Origin of the sequence: Streptomyces sp. NPDC007856 (genome assembly GCF_042868225.1) — a bacterium.
Classification (GTDB): Bacteria; Actinomycetota; Actinomycetes; order Streptomycetales; family Streptomycetaceae; genus Streptomyces.
Genome location: NZ_JBIAEC010000013.1, coordinates 113,279 through 130,700, shown reverse-complemented (window position 1 = coordinate 130,700; position 17,422 = coordinate 113,279). Strand labels below are relative to the sequence as shown.

13 protein-coding genes and 6 pseudogenes are annotated in these 17,422 nt (G+C 69.6%); 7 read left to right on the top strand and 12 right to left on the bottom strand.

Annotation, left to right across the window (positions count from 1 at the left end; translation table 11 throughout):
- The first annotated feature begins 65 nt into the window (after positions 1-65).
- Together ACFYOH_RS29000 and ACFYOH_RS28995 are read left to right on the top strand one after the other, a co-directional pair.
- Positions 66-2,135, top strand: coding sequence for a SpoIIE family protein phosphatase (locus ACFYOH_RS29000; protein ID WP_388631328.1), 2,070 nt, complete (start codon positions 66-68; stop codon positions 2,133-2,135).
- Between the two features lie 112 nt (positions 2,136-2,247).
- A pseudogene (locus tag ACFYOH_RS28995) lies at positions 2,248-2,373 on the top strand (hypothetical protein); the annotation flags it as partial.
- A 70-nt stretch (positions 2,374-2,443) separates the two neighbouring features.
- Here ACFYOH_RS28995 and ACFYOH_RS28990 read toward each other — a convergent pair.
- Positions 2,444-2,572, bottom strand: a pseudogene (locus ACFYOH_RS28990) (aldehyde dehydrogenase family protein); the annotation flags it as partial.
- Between the two features lie 449 nt (positions 2,573-3,021).
- Positions 3,022-3,369 (bottom strand): antibiotic biosynthesis monooxygenase family protein, encoded by a 348-nt coding sequence (locus ACFYOH_RS28985; RefSeq protein WP_388631325.1) that lies wholly within the window; start codon positions 3,367-3,369, stop codon positions 3,022-3,024.
- Between the two features lie 203 nt (positions 3,370-3,572).
- On the opposite strand from ACFYOH_RS28985, the pseudogene ACFYOH_RS28980 reads away from it, so the two are divergent.
- Positions 3,573-3,668: pseudogene (locus ACFYOH_RS28980) on the top strand.
- 253 nt (positions 3,669-3,921) lie between these two features.
- Here ACFYOH_RS28980 and ACFYOH_RS28975 read toward each other — a convergent pair.
- Together ACFYOH_RS28975 and tnpA are read right to left on the bottom strand one after the other, a co-directional pair.
- Positions 3,922-4,017, bottom strand: a pseudogene (locus ACFYOH_RS28975) (GNAT family N-acetyltransferase); the annotation flags it as partial.
- A 171-nt stretch (positions 4,018-4,188) separates the two neighbouring features.
- Entirely contained in the window at positions 4,189-4,605 is a 417-nt protein-coding gene (gene tnpA / locus ACFYOH_RS28970) for an IS200/IS605 family transposase (protein WP_388631323.1), read from the bottom strand.
- A 22-nt stretch (positions 4,606-4,627) separates the two neighbouring features.
- On the opposite strand from tnpA, the gene ACFYOH_RS28965 reads away from it, so the two are divergent.
- Positions 4,628-5,797, top strand: coding sequence for an RNA-guided endonuclease InsQ/TnpB family protein (locus ACFYOH_RS28965; RefSeq protein ID WP_388631320.1), 1,170 nt, complete (start codon positions 4,628-4,630; stop codon positions 5,795-5,797).
- A gap of 242 nt (positions 5,798-6,039) precedes the next feature.
- Here ACFYOH_RS28965 and ACFYOH_RS28960 read toward each other — a convergent pair whose 3' ends face one another.
- Positions 6,040-6,747 (bottom strand): TetR/AcrR family transcriptional regulator, encoded by a 708-nt coding sequence (locus ACFYOH_RS28960; RefSeq protein WP_388631318.1) that lies wholly within the window; start codon positions 6,745-6,747, stop codon positions 6,040-6,042.
- Between the two features lie 151 nt (positions 6,748-6,898).
- Between ACFYOH_RS28960 and ACFYOH_RS28955 the strand changes: the two genes are divergently transcribed.
- Positions 6,899-8,122 (top strand): saccharopine dehydrogenase family protein, encoded by a 1,224-nt coding sequence (locus tag ACFYOH_RS28955; protein ID WP_388631315.1) that lies wholly within the window; start codon positions 6,899-6,901, stop codon positions 8,120-8,122.
- 53 nt (positions 8,123-8,175) lie between these two features.
- Here ACFYOH_RS28955 and ACFYOH_RS28950 read toward each other — a convergent pair.
- From ACFYOH_RS28950 to ACFYOH_RS28920, 7 genes and pseudogenes are all read right to left on the bottom strand, one after another.
- Positions 8,176-9,107 (bottom strand): annotated as a pseudogene (locus tag ACFYOH_RS28950) (GNAT family N-acetyltransferase).
- Positions 9,108-9,408: 301 nt separating this feature from the next.
- On the bottom strand, positions 9,409-9,903 hold the full coding sequence (locus ACFYOH_RS28945; RefSeq protein ID WP_388631312.1) for a hypothetical protein: 495 nt from the start codon (positions 9,901-9,903) through the stop codon (positions 9,409-9,411).
- Between the two features lie 234 nt (positions 9,904-10,137).
- Positions 10,138-10,683, bottom strand: a complete 546-nt coding sequence (grpE, locus tag ACFYOH_RS28940) for a nucleotide exchange factor GrpE (protein ID WP_388631310.1) — start codon at positions 10,681-10,683, stop codon at positions 10,138-10,140.
- Between the two features lie 2 nt (positions 10,684-10,685).
- Positions 10,686-12,542 (bottom strand): molecular chaperone DnaK, encoded by a 1,857-nt coding sequence (dnaK, locus tag ACFYOH_RS28935; RefSeq protein WP_388631307.1) that lies wholly within the window; start codon positions 12,540-12,542, stop codon positions 10,686-10,688.
- 78 nt (positions 12,543-12,620) lie between these two features.
- Complete coding sequence (locus ACFYOH_RS28930; protein WP_388631304.1) at positions 12,621-13,463, bottom strand: hypothetical protein; 843 nt, start codon at positions 13,461-13,463, stop codon at positions 12,621-12,623.
- Between the two features lie 145 nt (positions 13,464-13,608).
- Positions 13,609-14,354: pseudogene (locus tag ACFYOH_RS28925) on the bottom strand (gluconate permease); the annotation flags it as partial.
- 77 nt (positions 14,355-14,431) lie between these two features.
- A complete protein-coding gene (locus tag ACFYOH_RS28920) occupies positions 14,432-15,244 on the bottom strand; it encodes an amidohydrolase family protein (RefSeq protein ID WP_388631302.1) in 813 nt (270 codons plus the stop codon).
- A 104-nt stretch (positions 15,245-15,348) separates the two neighbouring features.
- Here ACFYOH_RS28920 and ACFYOH_RS28915 point away from each other — a divergent pair, with 104 nt between their 5' ends.
- A complete protein-coding gene (locus ACFYOH_RS28915) occupies positions 15,349-15,558 on the top strand; it encodes a hypothetical protein (protein WP_388631299.1) in 210 nt (69 codons plus the stop codon).
- A 629-nt stretch (positions 15,559-16,187) separates the two neighbouring features.
- Positions 16,188-17,336, top strand: a complete 1,149-nt coding sequence (locus ACFYOH_RS28910; protein ID WP_388631296.1) for a glutamate--cysteine ligase — start codon at positions 16,188-16,190, stop codon at positions 17,334-17,336.
- The last annotated feature ends 86 nt before the right edge of the window (positions 17,337-17,422 follow it).

The following is a 17,422-nucleotide window of genomic DNA, read 5'->3' as shown; positions in this document are numbered from 1 at the left end:
GGATGGAGGCAGAAAACCCGCCGGTACGGCACGAGCCGAGGCGCCGAGCGGGAGGGAAATGAGGCATGGGCACGACGGACTCCTCCCAAGCAGGCGACGCCCGGTCAGTGGCGGGTCCCGCCGGCCCGCCCAGCGGGCTGCTCGACCTGCTGGGCGTCGCCGCGGTGGTTCTGAACGCGCAGGGCCGGGTGGTCCTGTGGAGTCGGCAGGCCGAGGAACTGTTCGGCTACACCGCGGCGGAGGCGCTGGGCGAGTACGCGGCTGTGCTGACGGTCCACGAGGAGCACCGGGACGAGGTGATCAAGCTGTTCGCCGAGGTCATGCAATCCGGCACCGACTGGGCCGGGGCCTTCCCGATCCGGCACAAGGACGGCAGCACCCGCCTGGTTGAGTTCCGCAACATGCGGCTGATGGACGACCTCGGTGACACCTATGTCCTGGGCCTCGCCGCGGACCAGGCGGCCGTGGAGCGGGTCGAGCGAGATGCCGCCCTGGCCATGCGCCTGGTGTCCCAGTCCCCGGTCGGGCTGGCCCTGCTGGACCCGGACCTGCGGTACCTGGCTGTGAACCCTGCTCTCGAACGCATCACCGGTCAGTCCGCCGCCGAGCGTCTCGGCCGGCCGGTGGGCGAGGTTCTGACCTATCTGGACACCGACCCCGAGGCACGGCTGCGCCGGGTCCTGGAGACCGGCGAGTCGGTCGTGGACCGGAACATCGTCTGTCGTCCCCCCGCCGACCCGGACCACGACCATGCCTGGTCCGTCTCGTACTACCGGCTGGAGGATTCCAGTGGGCGGGTGCTGGGCCTGGCCTACTCCGTCATCGATGTCACCGAGCGCCATCGAGCCGCTGCCGAGGCGGCGCGGGCCCGGCAACGGCTCGCACTGATCGCCACGGCTTCGGCGTCCGTGGGTACCACCCTCGACTTGGAGACGACGGCGTGCGAGCTCGCCGACGTCGTCGTACCGGTCCTGGCCGATGTGGCGGTCGTGGACATGCTCGACAGTGCCCTGGACGGCCGGACCGCGCCAGGTGAGGGCCCGGCCCTCTTCCGCGCCCTCGCCGTCCGCGCGGCCCATTCCGCCGAGGCGGACCGGGCGGCCGACCCACCAGGGGGAGTCGCCCCCTACGGCAGCGACCGGCTGATCACCCGGTGCGTGCGCACCCGGCAACCGGTCCTGGTGTCCCACACCACCCGTCAGGATCTTGAGCGCATCGCCCGACACGGCGAGGCCGCGTCCCTCCTGGCGGCGGCCGGCGTTCACTCCTACCTGACCGTACCGCTCATGGCCCGGGGCGAAGTCCTCGGCGCCCTCGACCTCAAACGCACCCGGAACCCGGCACCTTTCGACGACGACGACGCCTTCCTCGCCTGGGAGTTGGCCTCCCGGGCCGCGGTCTGCATCGACAACGCCCGCGGATACCAGGCCCAGCGCCAGGCGGCCCTCACCCTCCAGCGCAGTCTGCTTCCCGAGCCGGCATCGCGCCTGCCCGGCCTGGAGGTCGCCTGCCGCTACCAGCCCGCCGGCGCCACGAGCGAGATCGGCGGCGACTGGTACGACGCCATACCTCTCCAGGGTGACCGAACCGCCCTGGTCGTCGGGGACGTCATGGGCAGCGGCATCAAAGCCGCCGCCACCATGGGGCAACTGCGCAGTGCCGCCCGTGCCTTCGCCGAACTCGCCCTCGCCCCCGCCGAGGCCCTACGTCACCTGGACCACCTGACCGAAGGGGTCGAGCAGACCATCACCACCTGCATCTACTGCGTCTACGACCCTCACCAGGGCCAGTGCGAGATCTGCCTCGCCGGCCACCTGCCCCCGGCCCTGATGCGCTTGGGCAACGCAGCACAGCTGCTCGACCTTCCCACCGGCGCACCGCTGGGCGTCGGCGGGGTCCCCTTCGAGGCCGCCACCATCCCCTTCCGCCCCGGCGACGAGCTGGTCCTCTACACCGATGGCCTGGTGGAAACCCGAAGCGAACCCATCGACGCTCGCCTGGACGCCCTCCTCGACGCCCTCACCGCGTCACGCGGCCACGATCTGGAAGCCACCTGCGACCGCGTCCTGGAGATTCTGCGCTCGCCCGGTGGTGAGGACGACGTCGCGCTGCTCATGGCCCGAGCCCAGTCCTGAGCGACTCCACGATCACCTCGGATAATGGCTTCGACGCCTCTCCGACGAGGTGCACAGCCGGTGCGAGGCCGAGCTCGGCTGGCATGACGTCACCGTCTCCCCGTGGGGCGTGATGATCAGCCCGGCCACGACACCACCAAGGCCGTGGCCGCGCACATGGACATCGACCCCAGGGGCCGTCTCTCGCCTGGTGGACCGCCTCGTGGCCAAGGGCCTGGCCCGCCGCGAGCCGGACCCCGCCTCCCGGCGCACGGTGCGCGGCAGGTGCGCATGGCGCGGTCGTGGTCGCGCGTCCACACGCTCGCGGCCAGACCCTGGGGCACGGCGTTCGCCATCCGGAGCGCTTCGGACTCGTCGGCGAACGGCTGGACGGTGACGACCGGGCCGAACACCTCGCTCTGCACGATCTCGTCCTCCTGGCGGGCCCCGGCGATCACCGTCGCGGGGTGGAAGTGGCCGGGGCGGTCCAGGGGCGTGCCGCCGGTGACGATCCCGCAGTGAGCGGGGAGGCGGGCCAACAGAGTTGGCGGCGGCGCGACCGGTGCGGACGGCGCCCCCAGGTATCCGGCGACCCAGTGGTATGAGCCGCAGACGTAGAACCGCGGTTCGTGCGTGCCGTGCAGCCGACCCGACCGCCATCACCTCGCCGGGCGGCCACTGGGTGACATAGCCCTGCGTCCATGGATCGGTGCCCCACGGCCGGAGGTGGCAGGTGGCGCCACGTGTCCGCCGCGCTCGGCCTGTCGGACACCTTCCCAGAGTCCGGCTGGGAGCGTGAGCGAGTCGGTGGCCACGAAGGTGTCGGTGCCGCAGGTCGGTGTCCGCGCTCGATCGCCCGCGAGGAGCGCTCGCCGGTGACCTGGTGCGGATCGAATGCCCGGAACCGCTACAGATCTGCCGGGCGGGTAAACCCGTAGGAGCGCTCGACCTTGGCCACGTGGAGCGAGAACGAGGCATACCAGTGCTCGCGCCCGTGCGCACGGGCCAGGGCGTGCTCGGCGTGATCCCGCCACGCGGCGATCGACTCCTCGTCCCTCCAGTACGACACCGTGATCCCCAGGCCGTCCGCACCGCGAGCGGAATCGACACCGAGGAATCCCGGCTGGTCGGCAGCCAGTTTCATCATCCGCTCGTTTCTCTCCGCGTAGCCGTTGTCGCCGGCGGTCCGCACGGCGGTGAACACCACGGCGTAGTAGGGAGGGGCGGGCAGCGAGGCGGGCGCAACATCGGTCACGGAGGTCCTCCAGCAGACGACACCGGCAGTATCGCCTCAAACGATCTCGCGTACCCACCTGACCTCACAACCCGGCTTTCGGGCGGTGCCCCCTTCTGGTGGTCCGGCCTGGCGTCAGGGCTGCGTCAGAGCCCTGTCAGCCGCTCCTGCCAAGGTTGTCGATGTGAACGGCGGTGCGGGAGAACGGACTGCCGGGAGCATCGGGAGAGGTGCCCGGAGCGGCTTATCGGGGACCAGCGAGCAACGCCTCACGGTCGGATCCCTCGGGATCCACGCAGGTTCGAATCCTGCCCTCTCCGCCCAACGCCCCACATCGGACCGGCCAGTCTCACGCCCCTGGCGTGATGCGCCTGCAAAAGCACACGCGATCCTGGCCGGGGCAGTCGTAGTCGCTGTGCACCGGCAGGCCGTCAACGTCGTGGTCGCCCGTTTCGAGATCGAACCCCATGGCCCGGTGAAACCCGATGGGCGAGGTGACCGCGCGCACCCGCAGGCGGCCCGCCGAAAGAACGCCGTGTACAGGCTGCGGGCCACGCCCTGCCCGCGCAGGCTCGGGCTCACTCCCACGAAGTGGATATAGGCATCATCCTCGTTGTCCGCGGAATAGAAGCCGACCAGGAAGGCTCTGATGCCCTCATCGCCTTCCACCACCAGGCTGGTTCGGGAGAAGAACTGCAAGAACAGCTTCGGCAACCACAGGGACAACTCACGGGACTGTTCAGCGGGATCTGGCGAGGAACCCGGGCTTTCAGGCGCGGGAGGAATCGCTTCTCAAGATGGGGGTGACCCGCGCCGGAGCACGGGTCTGCACTGTCTATCTCAGTCGGGATGCTTCTGGTTCGCGATGTACTGCTTGACCACGGCGAGCGGTGAGTCGCCGCACGAGGCTGCGAAGTAGAACGGCGACCAGAAGTGTTCGCCCCACAGGTACTTGCGGATGTGGCCGGGGTACTCCTGACGGAGCCTGCGGGCCAAGACGCCTTCGAGGCTGCCGGCCAGTCGGGAGAGGGCAGCCTTCGGCGGGTAGCGCACCAAGAGGCGGACGTGATCGCGTTCGCCGTTGAACTCCCGCAGTTCCGTTCCGAAGTCGGTACACACGTCGCGCATGACCTCTTCGCAGCGCTTGACGATGTCGTCGGTGAATGGGCCGCGCCGGTACTTCGGGGTGAAGACCACGTGCGCGTGCAGGGTGTAGACAACCGTGCGACCCTGCGGATATCGGGGTTTGGGTCCCATCGAGGTGACACTGAGCAATGTTATGATCACGCTCGTGAAGGTCGTGGCGCAGGTGAAGCTGATACCGCAGGCCGACCAGGCCGCCGCGCTGTCGGCGACCCTGCGCACGCTCAACGACCTGGCCACCTGGGTTTCTGAGGTGGCGTTCGTCAACGACGTGCCGCGTGAGTACGAGCTGCGCAAGCACACGTGCCCGCACCTGAAGGCCGAAGGGCTCGGGGCGCAGGCTGCACAACATGTGATCAAGAAAGTGCGTGACGCGTACACCACGCTGCACGCCAACCTCAAGGCCGGGAACTACGGCAAGCCCGGCAGTAGGCGCCGGGTCAAGGTCGAGTCCAAGCCGATCATGTTCCGGCCCGATGCCGCGCAGCCCTATGACGATCGGTGTCTGAGGTGGCAGTGCGACACGCAGACGGTTTCCATCTGGACCACCGCGGGCCGGATCAAGGGCGTGCGGTTCGCGTGCTCGACAAACGCGCTCAAGGTGCTCCAGCAGTACCGCAAGGGCGAGAGTGACCTGATCGAGCGTGACGGCGCCTTCTACCTGATCGCCACCTGCGAGATCCCCGAGGCCGCCCAGTTCGAGCCGGACTCGTTCATCGGCGTCGACCTCGGCATCGCCAACATCGCCACTACGTCCGCCGGCTACCAGGCCGCCGGGCGCGGCCTGAACCGGTACCGCCAGCGGCAGCTTGCCTTGCGGGCCAAGCTCCAGAAGAAGGGCCCCAAGAGCGCCAAGCGCCGGTTGAAGGAGCGCTCTCGCCGCGAACGGCGGCACGTCAAGAACACCAACCACATCATCGCCAAGACGATCGTGACCGAGGCTGAACGCACCTCCGCTGGCATCTGCCTGGAAGAACTCAAGGGAATCCGGCAGAGGGTACGGCTCCGCAAGCCCCAACGGGTCACCCTCCACTCCTGGGCCTTCGCCCAGCTGGGAGGCTTCATCGTCTACAAGGCCAAGCGGGCCGGTGTGCCCCTGGTCTTCGTCGATCCCGCGTACACGTCGCAGACATGCGCCCAGTGCGGCCACGTCGACAAGCGCAACCGTGTCGACCAGGAGCTTTTCATCTGCCGGGGGTGCGGGGTCGTTGCCCACGCCGACCGGAATGCTTCCCACAACATCGCCCAACGCGGCGAGAGCGTGTGGAATGCGGGGCGTGAGTCACGCGTCCCTGCCACCCCGTAAGGGGTGTCTGGACGCAGGAGCCAACCCAGCAGCCAGTTGGGCACTATCTCCAAACCCGGCCCCGTAGGGCCGGGTCAAGTTGACGCGTGCGTGAGTCACCCCACCACTTCTGCACGCATTCGACGATCCTGCCGTGGTCGGAGACACGAGCCTGGCGCACGTCTGACATTTCCCTTCCTTTCGGACCTTCACATTCACCGCCCTCCCCGGCCATGGGGGACTCGGTGGCGGAGCCGTGAGTGTCATGCCCCCGATCGGGGCAGTTGTGCGGCGGTGTGTTCCAGCAGTATCTCCAGGGCGGCCGGATAGGCGCTGTGCGGCATGTAGCGGGCCAGCAGGTGTGCCGTGGCGGCGATGTTCGGATGCGACTCGGCCGGCAGGCGGGCATAGGTGGAGTGCCACATCTCCTCGTCGCCCGCGCGGGCCTCGTCCGCCAGCGCGAGCGATCCGGCGTCGAGCGCGGCGAAGGCGAGACTCTGGTCGATGAAGGCGTGGTACACGCGGACCGCCACGGGGTCGGGCAGCCCGGCGCCGCGCAGGATGCCGAGGATGGTCTCGTCCACCGCGATCTCGCGAGGCCTTCCGGTGACCCGGCTGGCGGTGAGGACGGCGGCCTGCGGGTGGGCGAGGTAGGAGGCGTGGATGGCGAGGCCCAGCGCGCGCAGGTCCGTGCGCCAGTCCCCGGTGGCCGTCCAGCTGTCGAGAGCCCTGCCCATCAACTCGTCCCCAATGGCCCGGGCCAGATCGTCCATCCCGGCGAAGTAGCGGTAGAGGGTGCTCGGATCGGCGCCCAGCGCCGCGCCGAGACGGCGTGCCGTCAGCCCGGTGCTGCCGTGCTCCCGCAGCACCCGCAGGGCGGTCCGCACGATGATCTCCTCCGACAGCACGGTGCCGCCGCGCGTGGGCCGCCGCCGCTGCCGTGCCGCCTCCGGCACCACCTGCTTCGCCATCTCGGTCGTCCTTCCGCCGCCGGCCGTGAGTCGCCTGCGCCCACCCTCCGCCCGGCCTACCTTATGCCAACGGGGTTGACCTTATATCCCGGCGTCGCGTTGCATCGAGCCCGTCCGGAGGCGCCCGCCTCCCGGGAGAAAGGTGTGTGACATGCGCGTACTTCTGGTGGGTGCGGGAGGCGTCGGGACGGCCGTCACCCGGATCGCCGCTCGCCGCGAGTTCCTCGCCCACATGATCGTCGCCGACTACGACCTCGTCCGCGCCGAGACCGCGGTCGCGGCACTGGGCGAGCAGGGCGCCCGGTTCAGCGCGCGACGGCTGGACGCCTCGGACCAGGACGCGGTCCGCCGGATGCTCGTCGAGGAGCGGTGCGACGTGCTGCTCAACGCCACCGACCCCCGGTTCGTGATGCCGCTGTTCCGGGCCGCCCTGGAGGCCGGCGCGGACTACCTGGACATGGCGATGTCACTGTCCGCACCGCACGGCTCGCGCCCCTATGAGCAGTGCGGTGTCAAGCTCGGGGACGAACAGTTCGCACTGGCCCGGCGCTGGGCAGAGGCGGGACGGCTGGCACTCGTGGGAATGGGCGTCGAGCCGGGCCTGTCCGACGTCTTCGCCCGGTACGCGGCAGACGAACTCTTCGACGACATCGAGGAGATCGGTGTCCGGGACGGCGCCAATCTGACGGTCGAGGGCTACGACTTCGCGCCCTCCTTCAGCATCTGGACGACCATCGAGGAGTGCCTCAACCCGCCGGTGGTGTACGAGAAGGGCCGCGGCTGGTTCACCACCGCTCCGTTCAGCGAGCCCGAGGTCTTCGACTTCCCCGAGGGCATCGGCCCGGTGGAGTGTGTCAATGTCGAGCACGAAGAGGTGCTGCTGATTCCCCGCTGGGTGGAAGCGCGTCGCGTCACGTTCAAGTACGGGCTCGGCGACGACTTCATCGCCAAGCTGAAGACGCTTCACCAACTGGGCCTGGACTCGACGGCCAGGGTGAGCGTGCCCGGCGACGACGGACCCGTACAGGTCTCGCCGCGGGACGTGGTCGCCGCGTGCCTGCCCGATCCGGCCGGCCTGGGCGAGCGGATGACGGGCAAGACCTGCGCCGGTACCTGGGTCAAGGGCACCAAGGACGGCGCGCCGCGTGAGGTGTACCTGTACCACGTGGTCGACAACCAGTGGTCCATGCGCGAGTACGGCTCGCAGGCGGTCGTCTGGCAGACGGCGGTCAACCCGGTCGTCGCCCTGGAACTGCTGTCCACCGGCGCCTGGTCCGGCACCGGCGTGCTCGGTCCGGAAGCCCTGCCCCCCCGCCCGTTCCTGGACCTGCTCACCGAGTACGGCTCTCCCTGGGGCCTGCGCGACGACAGCTGAGCCCGCTGTCCTCATCGCCCGACAGGCAGCGGCGCACCGAGCGACGTCGTGGCTCAGAGCCGACTGTAGGTGTCGATGTCCTCGGCGAACTCCTGGACGGCCTGTGCGGTGAGCGTCGGGCGGGTGTCGGCGATGGCGGTCATGTAGTCCTCGGTGGTGGCGGCCCGGCCCCGGCGTTGTGTGACTTCCCGTTCGAACGCTGCCTGCGCGCCCTTGCGGGCGGCGAATTCGATGTCGGCCGGGGTGAACAGCTCGCTGGCCTCGACCAGTTGGTGGAGGTCGACCGCGGCCGCGGATGCCCTGAGGTAGCGGTCCCAGATCGCCGCCCGGGCGGTCGGGTCCGGCGGGCCGACGGGAATGACGTAGTCGAACCTGCCGGGCCGCAGAAAGGCCGCGTCGAGAGAGCGCACCGAATTGGTGGCGCAGGCCAGCAGCCGTGAGTCGTGCTCGCGGAAGACAGGGATTTCTCGCGCTCCATGCCGGCCATGGTGTCCCAGAGCCCCTCGGGGAGCATACGGCCGCCCAGCGCGGCGAGGACGTCGGCGTTGGCGGTTCCCGGTGGTTCGAGTTTCTCGTAATAGGTCAGGTCGTCGCGGAACCGGTAGCCGGAGTTCTCCAGAGCCTTCGTCCCGGCGGCACCGGCGGGCAGCAGCGCGCTGATGTGGCGCACGTCCAGTGCGCGCAGGCGCCGTTCCAGTTCGGCGAGCAGCGCACTGCCGATCCCGCGCTCGCGCCATCGGGAGGCGAGTGCCACCAGAAGGATCCAGCCCCGTTTGCCGTGGGCCTGCGCCACGGCCATACCCACCAGTTCGTCGCCGACCACGGCGACGACCGCCGTCTGACCGGCCTTGGCAGCGGCCATCACCTCCGAGACGGGAAACACCCGGTCCTCGTCGGCCCGGCGGCTCTGGTCCCAGATCTGTATGGCCTGGTCGAGATCGTCGTCGTGATAGTCGCGCAGATGCCAAGCGGGCATCGTCACCACCTCGCCCGGTGTGGGAGTCCCATTGTCGCCGCTGCGGGCATCGGGGCACGAACCGAGCCGACCCCGACCTCTCGCAGCGGCCCGCGATCGATCACGAGTACGCCCGCGGCCCGCCCTGCACACTCGCAGCGCAGCGGATATCGGAGCCGGACGCTGCTCTGTTCGACCTGACGTGGGGGCTGGGCGCCACCGCGATGGGCTCGCGATTCATCCTGGCCGGAGCCTTGGTGGCCGGACTCGTCTTCACCCGGCACCTCGTCCAGGGGTTCGTCCGGGCCAGGTCGGCCGCAGGCCCGCGCGGTCAGTAGCGCACCGCCGTGCCGACGACCGCGTGCACTTCGCCGTTGAGCTTGCGGTTGCTACGGGCGGTGCCCTCGCCGGAGGCACCGGCGGCCACGTCCTTGACCGTCACCACGACCACGTCCAGCAGATTGCCGCTCTTGTCGCTGAAATTGACCTGGACCGCGAAGGACTTGGCCGAACCGGCGGTGTTCTTGGCCGTCACCTTGGCCGTGGCCCGGCCGTCGCCGCCGATGGCGACGGAACCGAGTGTCACCTCGTCCTTGGCGTTGACCCCACCCTTGGCCTCGTCGAGCTTCCGTCTGGCCTCAGCCGAGGCCGAGGCCAGCGCGTCCGCTCCCCGGGAGGCAAGGGAGGAGGCGGCGGAGGAGGCCGCCGAGGCCGCCTTGCTGACGCTGCCGGAGGGGCTTCCGGAGTTGCCGGAGCACCCGGTCACCGCCACCGCGACCACGGCCAGCACCGCGCCCGCCGTGCCCCGTGTCCCGTGCCCGCTCATACCGCGACTCCCGTGCGCTCGGAACGTTCCGTTCCGCCCAGTGAACAGTGCACGGCCGTGGCCCGCACATCGAGTCAGACGCACGGGTGTCACAGGCACCCGAACGGTCCCGTCGCAGCCCGGGAACCGACCAGCAAGGCGGCGGTCTTCGCCACCGCCCGGGAGCGGATGGTCTGCCGGTGAGGCCAGTTCGTCGTACCGGCCGGTCGGCCGGCGTCGTGCGGCGGTTTCCGCCTACGCGCCGCACCCGCGGGGCCCGTCCCCCGTGTCGATCACCGTGAACCGGGGCTCCCCCCGATCGTGCACGAGCGGGGTTCGCGCGGCCGGCTCCGGCCCGGTGACCTCCACGTTGGCCGGGCGCAGCAGTCGGGGACCGAGCCGGTAGCCGGGGCGCAGGATCTTCGTGCAGATCAGCTGGTCGGTGTCGGGCGCGATGTGGTGGGTGACGGCGTCGTGGCACGCCGGGTCGAAGGGGTCGCCCTTCTCCCCGAACACCTCGAGTCCCAGGGAGCCCAACTGAGTGCCGAGCGTGTCGGCGATGTCCCTCAGGCCCACCGTCATGGGCTCGTGCGCGCACGCGCGGTCGACCGAGTCCAGCACAGGCAGCAGGGCACGCAGGACATTGACCACGGCGATCTCGCACACGGCCATACGGTCCCGCCGCACCCGCTTGCGGTAGTTGTCGTACTCGGCCTTCACCCGCTGCAGGTCGGCCGTGCGTTCCTCCAGCAGACGCTGCAACTGGGCGAGGTCCGGATTCTGCAGCCGGCCCTTGTCCATCGTCAGCCCGCCTCCGGCTTGTCGTCGTCGACGATCTCGGCGTCCACCACGCCTTCGTCCGAGGAGGCGGCGGAGGACGTGTCCGTACCGGCGGTCGCCTCACTCTCCGTGCGGGACCTCTCGTACATGGCCGCCCCGATCTTCTGCGCCGCCTCGGCCGCCCGTTCCATGGCCTGCCGGATCGCCGCCGTGTCCTCGCCCTTCAGCCGCTCCTTCAGCTCCGTGAGCGCGCTCTCCGTCTCGTTCTTCGCGTCGGCCGGGATCTTGTCGGGGTTGTCCCTGATGAGCTTCTCGGTGGAGTGGACGAGCTGTTCGGCCTGGTTACGGGTCTCTGCGGCCTCCCGGCGCCTGCGGTCCTCCTCGGCGTGCTGCTCCGCCTCGCGGACCATGCGGTCGATGTCGTCCCTGGGCAGGGCCGAGCCGCCGGTCACGGTCATCTTCTGTTCCTTGCCGGTGCCCAGGTCCTTGGCCGAGACGTGCATGATGCCGTTGGCGTCGATGTCGAAGGTCACCTCGATCTGCGGCACTCCGCGCGGCGCCGGCGGCAGACCGCTCAGCTCGAACATGCCGAGCTTCTTGTTGTACGCGGCGATCTCCCGTTCGCCCTGGAAGACCTGGATCGTCACGGCGGGCTGGTTGTCCTCGGCGGTGGTGAAGATCTCCGAACGGCGGGTCGGGATCGTGGTGTTGCGCTCGATCAGCTTGGTCATGATGCCGCCCTTGGTCTCGATGCCGAGGGACAGCGGGGTGACGTCGAGGAGCAGGACGTCCTTGACCTCGCCCTTGAGAACACCGGCCTGGAGCGATGCCCCCACGGCCACCACCTCGTCCGGGTTCACACCCTTGTGCGGGTCCTTGCCGGTCAGCTCCCGCACCAGGTCCGTCACCGCCGGCATACGCGTCGAGCCGCCCACCAGGATGACGTGGTTGATGTCGGACACCTTGATCCCAGCGTCCTTGATCGCGTTGTGGAAGGGGCCCTTGCAACGCTCCAGCAGATCCGACGTCAGCTGCTGGAACTGGGCGCGGGTGAGCTTCTCGTCCAGGTGCAGCGGGCCCTCCGCGGAAGCCGTGATGTAGGGAAGGTTGACGTTCGTCTCCGTCGAGCTCGACAACTCGACCTTGGCCCGCTCCGCGGCCTCCCGCAGCCGCTGCACGGCCATCTTGTCCTTGGCGAGATCGATGCCGTAATTGTTCTTGAAGGTCGTGACCAGGTGGTCGACGATCCGCTGGTCCCAGTCGTCGCCGCCGAGGTGCGTGTCGCCGTTGGTGGCCTTGACCTCGATGACGCCCTCGCCGATCTCCAGCAGAGACACGTCGAAGGTGCCGCCGCCGAGGTCGAAGACGAGGACCGTCTGGTCGTTCTCCTTGTCCAGGCCGTACGCCAGCGCCGCCGCCGTCGGCTCGTTGATGATCCGCAGTACGTTCAGACCGGCGATCTCCCCGGCCTCCTTGGTCGCCTGCCGCTGGGCGTCGTCGAAGTAGGCGGGGACGGTGACCACGGCGTCGGTGACGTCCTCGCCCAGGTGCGACTCCGCGTCGCGCTTGAGTTTCTGCAGCACGCGTGCGGAGATCTCCTGCGCGGTGTACCGCTTGCCTTCGATGTCACCGTGCTCGGGGAACCGCCAGCCGTGATCACCCATGTGCCGCTTCACGGAGCGGGCGGTGCGATCGACGTTGGTGACGGCCTGCCGTTTGGCGACCTCCCCGACCAGCACCTCGCCGCTCTTCGCGAAGGCCACGACCGAAGGCGTCGTCCGGGCACCCTCGGCGTTGGTGACCACGGTGGGCTCGCCGCCCTCGAGGACCGAGACCACGGAGTTCGTCGTTCCCAGGTCTATACCGACTGGACGCGCCATCTGGACTCTCTCCCTCCTGCCCTGCCTCCATTCTCGGCCCGGTGGCTGACCACTGCGAGCTGCTCATCCGGACCGATGTCACCCTGTGCCAGGTCGTGACTCATAGTGCAGGCTGTGAAAACGCCCCTCCGCCTCGCGCCCGGCAGGGTCATGACCCAGTGCCCGTACCGTGGCGATCGCAAACCGCTGTTCGCGTTCGTCGGTGAAGAGTCGCTGTGGATAGGTGCGCGAGACATCGAGCGTGGTGTGCAGACCATGTTCGGCCAGGGTGCGCACGACCGGGTGGTACGACACCGTCCGCAGCACGAACGCGCTGATCCATACCGGTCTCCGGGTACCGTCGAGCAGTGCCGTGAACGTCCGGGCGGTGATGTAGCTGCCGCCGCCGGTCAGCGTGATGAGCCCGACCTCGGCGAGCGCACTCATCAGCTCGGGGCCGGGCGGTCCCTGTTCCAGGTCGTCGGTGAAGGCGGCGTCCAGGAGACCCACCTCCAGCGCGTACCGAACGGCCGGCGCCGCGACGTCCAGGCCGAACACCGGCACCGTGTCCGCTCGGCGCCGCTCGGCGTAGTACTCCCTGTCCCACGCCGCGAGTTGCGCCGTCGACATGTCCTGGCAGGCGGGTGAGGTGTATCGCTCGTACATCTCCGCAAGCGTCACGTCGTGGTTGAGCAGCGCGGCGTTGATCCCGTACGAGCAGCACAGGTCCAGCACCGCCGGCCGGTGGGGGCGGCCGTCGTCGAGCGCGGCCCGCTGGGCGGCGGCCTGCCGGAAGACCGGCTGGGCATGGTGCGGGATCTCGTACTCCAGCGGGGCGAGCCGGCGGAAGTACATGCGGGGGTCCGGCCGGTCGTAGATGTCGTCGAACCGCGACTTGCCGCTCGCCACGCTTTCCGCACCGCCAGAGCCCGACTCGGCCATGCCGTACTCCTCCTCGCGGAACACATCGGTACCCCCATCATGTCTCGCCCCTTATGCCCGGGATGTCTGCCACACCGAGGTGTGCAGTTCCTGGCGCGGGAGGACGGGAGGACAATGACGGAACGGCCGCACCTTTGCGACGACGTCACACGCTCAAGGCCTCCAGGATCGACTCCATGGCGAGGACACCGCCGAGCCCGAGGACGGAGAGCACGGTCGTATAGGTGGTGCGCGCCTTGACATGGGAGAAGGCGATCGATCCGCAGGAGATGGCGAGAACCATGATCTCCGGGTGGCCTCCGCTGCCGGCGAGCAGTGGCTGTGCCACGCCCGAGGCGGTGACCACGGCGACCGTGGCCGAGCCGAGGGCCACACGCAGGACGGCGGCGATGAGCCAGGCGAGGATGATCGGCGACAGGGACCAGCCGGCAGTGGTGTTCTTGATGTGGTCCGAGATCCCGCCGTCCACGAGGACCTGCTTGAACGCGCCGCCCGCGCCGATCACCAGCAGGATCATCGCCATCGCCTGGGCGGCCGACCCACAGGATGCGCTGACCCCTTCCAGGCTGCGGCCGATCCGCGGGCCGAACGCCCGGATCGCGACGGCCAGGGTGAGGAGCAGGGCGATGGGCGCCGAACCGATGAAGGCGATGAAGTGCAGGACGGGCCCCGACCCCGAGCTGGCCAGGTCCATGACCGCCGCTCCGGCGATGAGCCCCACGGGCAGCAGGGCCACCGAGAGCGACCAGCCCATGCCCGGCATCTCCTCGTCGGTGAAGACGCGGTCGCTGACCAGGCCGGTGGGTATGGAGGGTTCATCTTCCGGACGAACGGCAGGCGCGGCCACGTCAGCCCGACCAGCGCACCGGCCGGGACGGCGATGCGTCGACCACGGCAACTACACGACCACGGACGACATCACCTACTACCGCCGGCGCACATGACCGGCGCCGACCCGGACTTCGGGGTCAGAGGCTGAAGACCCGACGAGCGTTCCCGGACAGGAACAGCTCGGTGGCTTCTTCGTCCAGGCCGAGATCACCGAGGTGTTCCAGTGCCTGGACAGGGCTGATCATGGGGTAGTTCGTGCCGAACAGCACCTTCCCACGGCCCCGGCCGCGCAGATACTCGACGAGTTCCTGCGGGTAGCGGCGGGTCGTGTAGGCGCTGGTGTCGATGTAGACGTTGGCGTGTTTGTCGGCCACGGCGATCATCTCCGTGGTCCATGGGTAGCCGATGTGACCGCAGACGATGGTCAGTTCGGGGAAGTCGAGCGCGACCTGGTCGATATAGGGGACGGGGCGACCGGTTTCGGAGGGGCGCAGCGGGCCGGTGTGCCCGACCTGGGTGCAGAAGGGGATGCCGAGGTCGACGCAGGCGGCGTACAGCGGGTAGTACAGCCGGTCGGTCGGCGGCAGTTGCCACAGCCAGGGCACGATCCGCAGGGCGACGAAGCCGAGTTCCTGAACGGCCCGGCGCAGCTCGCGCACGGCCTGGACGGGCCGGGTGAGGCCCGCGCCGGCGACCCCACGCAGCCGTCCGTCGGACTGGGCGACGAACTCGGCCACCTCGTCGTTGCTGATCAGCGGTCCCTGCGGCCCGTACCAGGCCGCCGAGAGACCGATCTCCACATCTGCCGCGGCCATGGCCGCCACGGTGGCCTTGACCGGCAGCGGCTCCTCCAGCGGTCCCTGCCCCGTCCATCGGCGCAACGACTCGAACATCTCGTGGTTGGAGTGACGGAGCGTGGGGTGCTGCATCCACACATCGATGACCGGCACGGCTTCTCCCGAGGTGGCTAAGCGATCGCTTACTCCAACCATAGTCGCTTCACGTCTGCCGGTGTACGGCCGCGGGGCGGGCCCGGGCGCGCGAGAGGAGTGGGGTGACGACCACGACCCCCGCCGGCGCGGGCGGCCTCGGGGAGCCGCTGGGCCACGAGCCGGCGCAGACGCTGGTGGCGACGGCCCGCGCGGTGGGAGCGCAGCAGCCGGAGGATCTCAGCGTGGACAGCGAGGTGGAGCACCTGGCCCGTACCGGCTCATGTCCTACGGCTTGGACCTCCCGACCGGCTGAGGATCCTCTCGGTGTATGAACGTTTGGCCCCCGCTGGTCCGCCGTCCCGGGACTTGGCGGACCGGCGCCTGTGAGGGCGCTCTCACGGGGTAAACGGAACCTACGCCTCCACATGCCGCGGCGGAAGCCCTTCGGGTGTGTGGTCCAGGTCATATCGACAGGGTGCCGAGCCCTCGCCGGGCCGGGTGGCAGGAGGTGGGCTCGGGGAATGGCGGTGCGGTCAGTGTCGGACACATCAAGCTGAGCGTCTCGCCGCTGCAAGCGCCCCTTCCTTCCCGTGCTGCTCGTCAGGAAGCGGCCGGCACCGGCTGTGAGCGTCGTCGGTGCGCCGCGCGCTGCGCATGCCCTGTGGGCGACTTCCAGGGGATTGCCTGGTCCGGGCCCTGGCCGGACCGGGGGTGCCGCGGTCCCCGACCGCCGAACCGGTCATGGGCCGTCAGCGCGCGCTGATGCTGGCTTGGTAGCCGCTTGCAGGGCCTCGGGCGAAGGCTCAGCATGACGGTTCCCACTCGTTGTTCCGGCAGTACGTCGGCTTGTCCGTTCAGGTGCGTGAGGAGTGAACGTGACCTGTGCGGGGCCGGCGACGGGTGGTTTCCGGTGTCCCGTGTCTTTCGGAAAGGGCTGGATGTGCCAGAGCCGTTTGATGCCGTGACCCCAGCTGCCGTCGGCGGGGCGGGGTGCTCGCCGGAGACGGCCGCACCGCCGACGGTCGGTGTGGAGGAGGAGTTCGTCCTGGCCGACCGGCGCAGCAGGTCGGCTGTCTGCAGGTCTCTTTCCGTGCTGCCTGCCGCTCGTGCTCTGCTCGGCGGGTCGCATGTCACGCCGGAGCTGTCGCAGTCCCAGGTGGAGACGGTCGGTGCGGTGTGCCGTACCGGCGCTGAAGTGGAAGCGGAAGTCCTTCGATTACGCGAGGGTACGGCTGTCGCGGCGGCCGAACACGACTGTCTGCTGGTGCCCAGCGGGGTGGCGGTCCTGGGCCGTTCCGGGCCGCCGCCCGTCCTCGATCAGGCGCGGTACCGGGCCCTCGCGGACCGCTTCGGGCCTTTGATTCACGGGCAGGGAGTCAACGCCTGCCACGTGCACGTCGGCGTGGCCGACCGGGAGGATGCCGTTCGGGCGGTCAACCACCTGCGTGGCTGGATGCCGTTGCTGCTGGCCCTGACCGCCAACTCCCCGTACGGCGATGGCGCGGACACCGGATACGCGAGCTGGCGATCGGTGATCTGGAGCCGTTGGCCCTCGGCGGGACCTCCACCCTGCCTGCGCGACGCGGCGCACTACCAACGGGTCGTCGACCAGCTCGTGGCCTCCGGGGCGGCGCTGGATCCGGCCATGGTCTACTGGCATGTCCGGCCCTCGGCGCATCTTCCCACCATCGAGGTACGCATCGCGGACGTGATGCCCGACGCCACGACCACCACCGCGTACGCGCTGCTCGTTCGCGCCCTCGTCGGGCACGCCGTGGAGGTGGTGCGCTCCGGCGAACCCGTGCCCGATGTCCCCGATCTGCTGTTGAGGGCGGCGTGCTGGCAGGCCGCCCGGCACGGACCGGTCGGCGCTTTGCCCGGCACCCACAGCCGTGACTGTGCTCCCACGTCGGTCGGCCGGCTGATCGAGGAGCTGTGGAAACGGGTGGAACCACACCTCAGCCGGCACGGCGACGACCGGCGGGTCAGCGACTGGCTGGGCGAAGTGCAACTCCATGGGTCCGGCTCCGCGCGGCAGAGGCGGGTGGCGGAACGGCGCGAGGGTGACCTGCGGGCTGTGGTGGACGACCTCGCCGTCGAGGTTCCGTGAAGCCGCCGAAGCTCGCCATGTCTTCGGGCGATCGGAGACCGGTGCTTTGGGGGCGGTGTGGCTCTTGTGGCCCTTGTTGCACGAGG

Excerpts from the sequence above, each read along its gene's own strand:
- ACFYOH_RS28965 (WP_388631320.1), top strand. The coding sequence starts at position 4,628 with ATGATCACGCTCGTGAAGGTCGTGGCGCAGGTGAAGCTGATACCGCAG.
- tnpA (WP_388631323.1), bottom strand. The coding sequence starts at position 4,605 with ATGGGACCCAAACCCCGATATCCGCAGGGTCGCACGGTTGTCTACACC.
- grpE (WP_388631310.1), bottom strand. The coding sequence starts at position 10,683 with ATGGACAAGGGCCGGCTGCAGAATCCGGACCTCGCCCAGTTGCAGCGT.
- ACFYOH_RS28945 (WP_388631312.1), bottom strand. The coding sequence starts at position 9,903 with ATGAGCGGGCACGGGACACGGGGCACGGCGGGCGCGGTGCTGGCCGTG.
- ACFYOH_RS29000 (WP_388631328.1), top strand. The coding sequence starts at position 66 with ATGGGCACGACGGACTCCTCCCAAGCAGGCGACGCCCGGTCAGTGGCG.
- ACFYOH_RS28960 (WP_388631318.1), bottom strand. The coding sequence starts at position 6,747 with ATGGCGAAGCAGGTGGTGCCGGAGGCGGCACGGCAGCGGCGGCGGCCC.
- ACFYOH_RS28930 (WP_388631304.1), bottom strand. The coding sequence starts at position 13,463 with ATGGCCGAGTCGGGCTCTGGCGGTGCGGAAAGCGTGGCGAGCGGCAAG.
- ACFYOH_RS28955 (WP_388631315.1), top strand. The coding sequence starts at position 6,899 with ATGCGCGTACTTCTGGTGGGTGCGGGAGGCGTCGGGACGGCCGTCACC.
- dnaK (WP_388631307.1), bottom strand. The coding sequence starts at position 12,542 with ATGGCGCGTCCAGTCGGTATAGACCTGGGAACGACGAACTCCGTGGTC.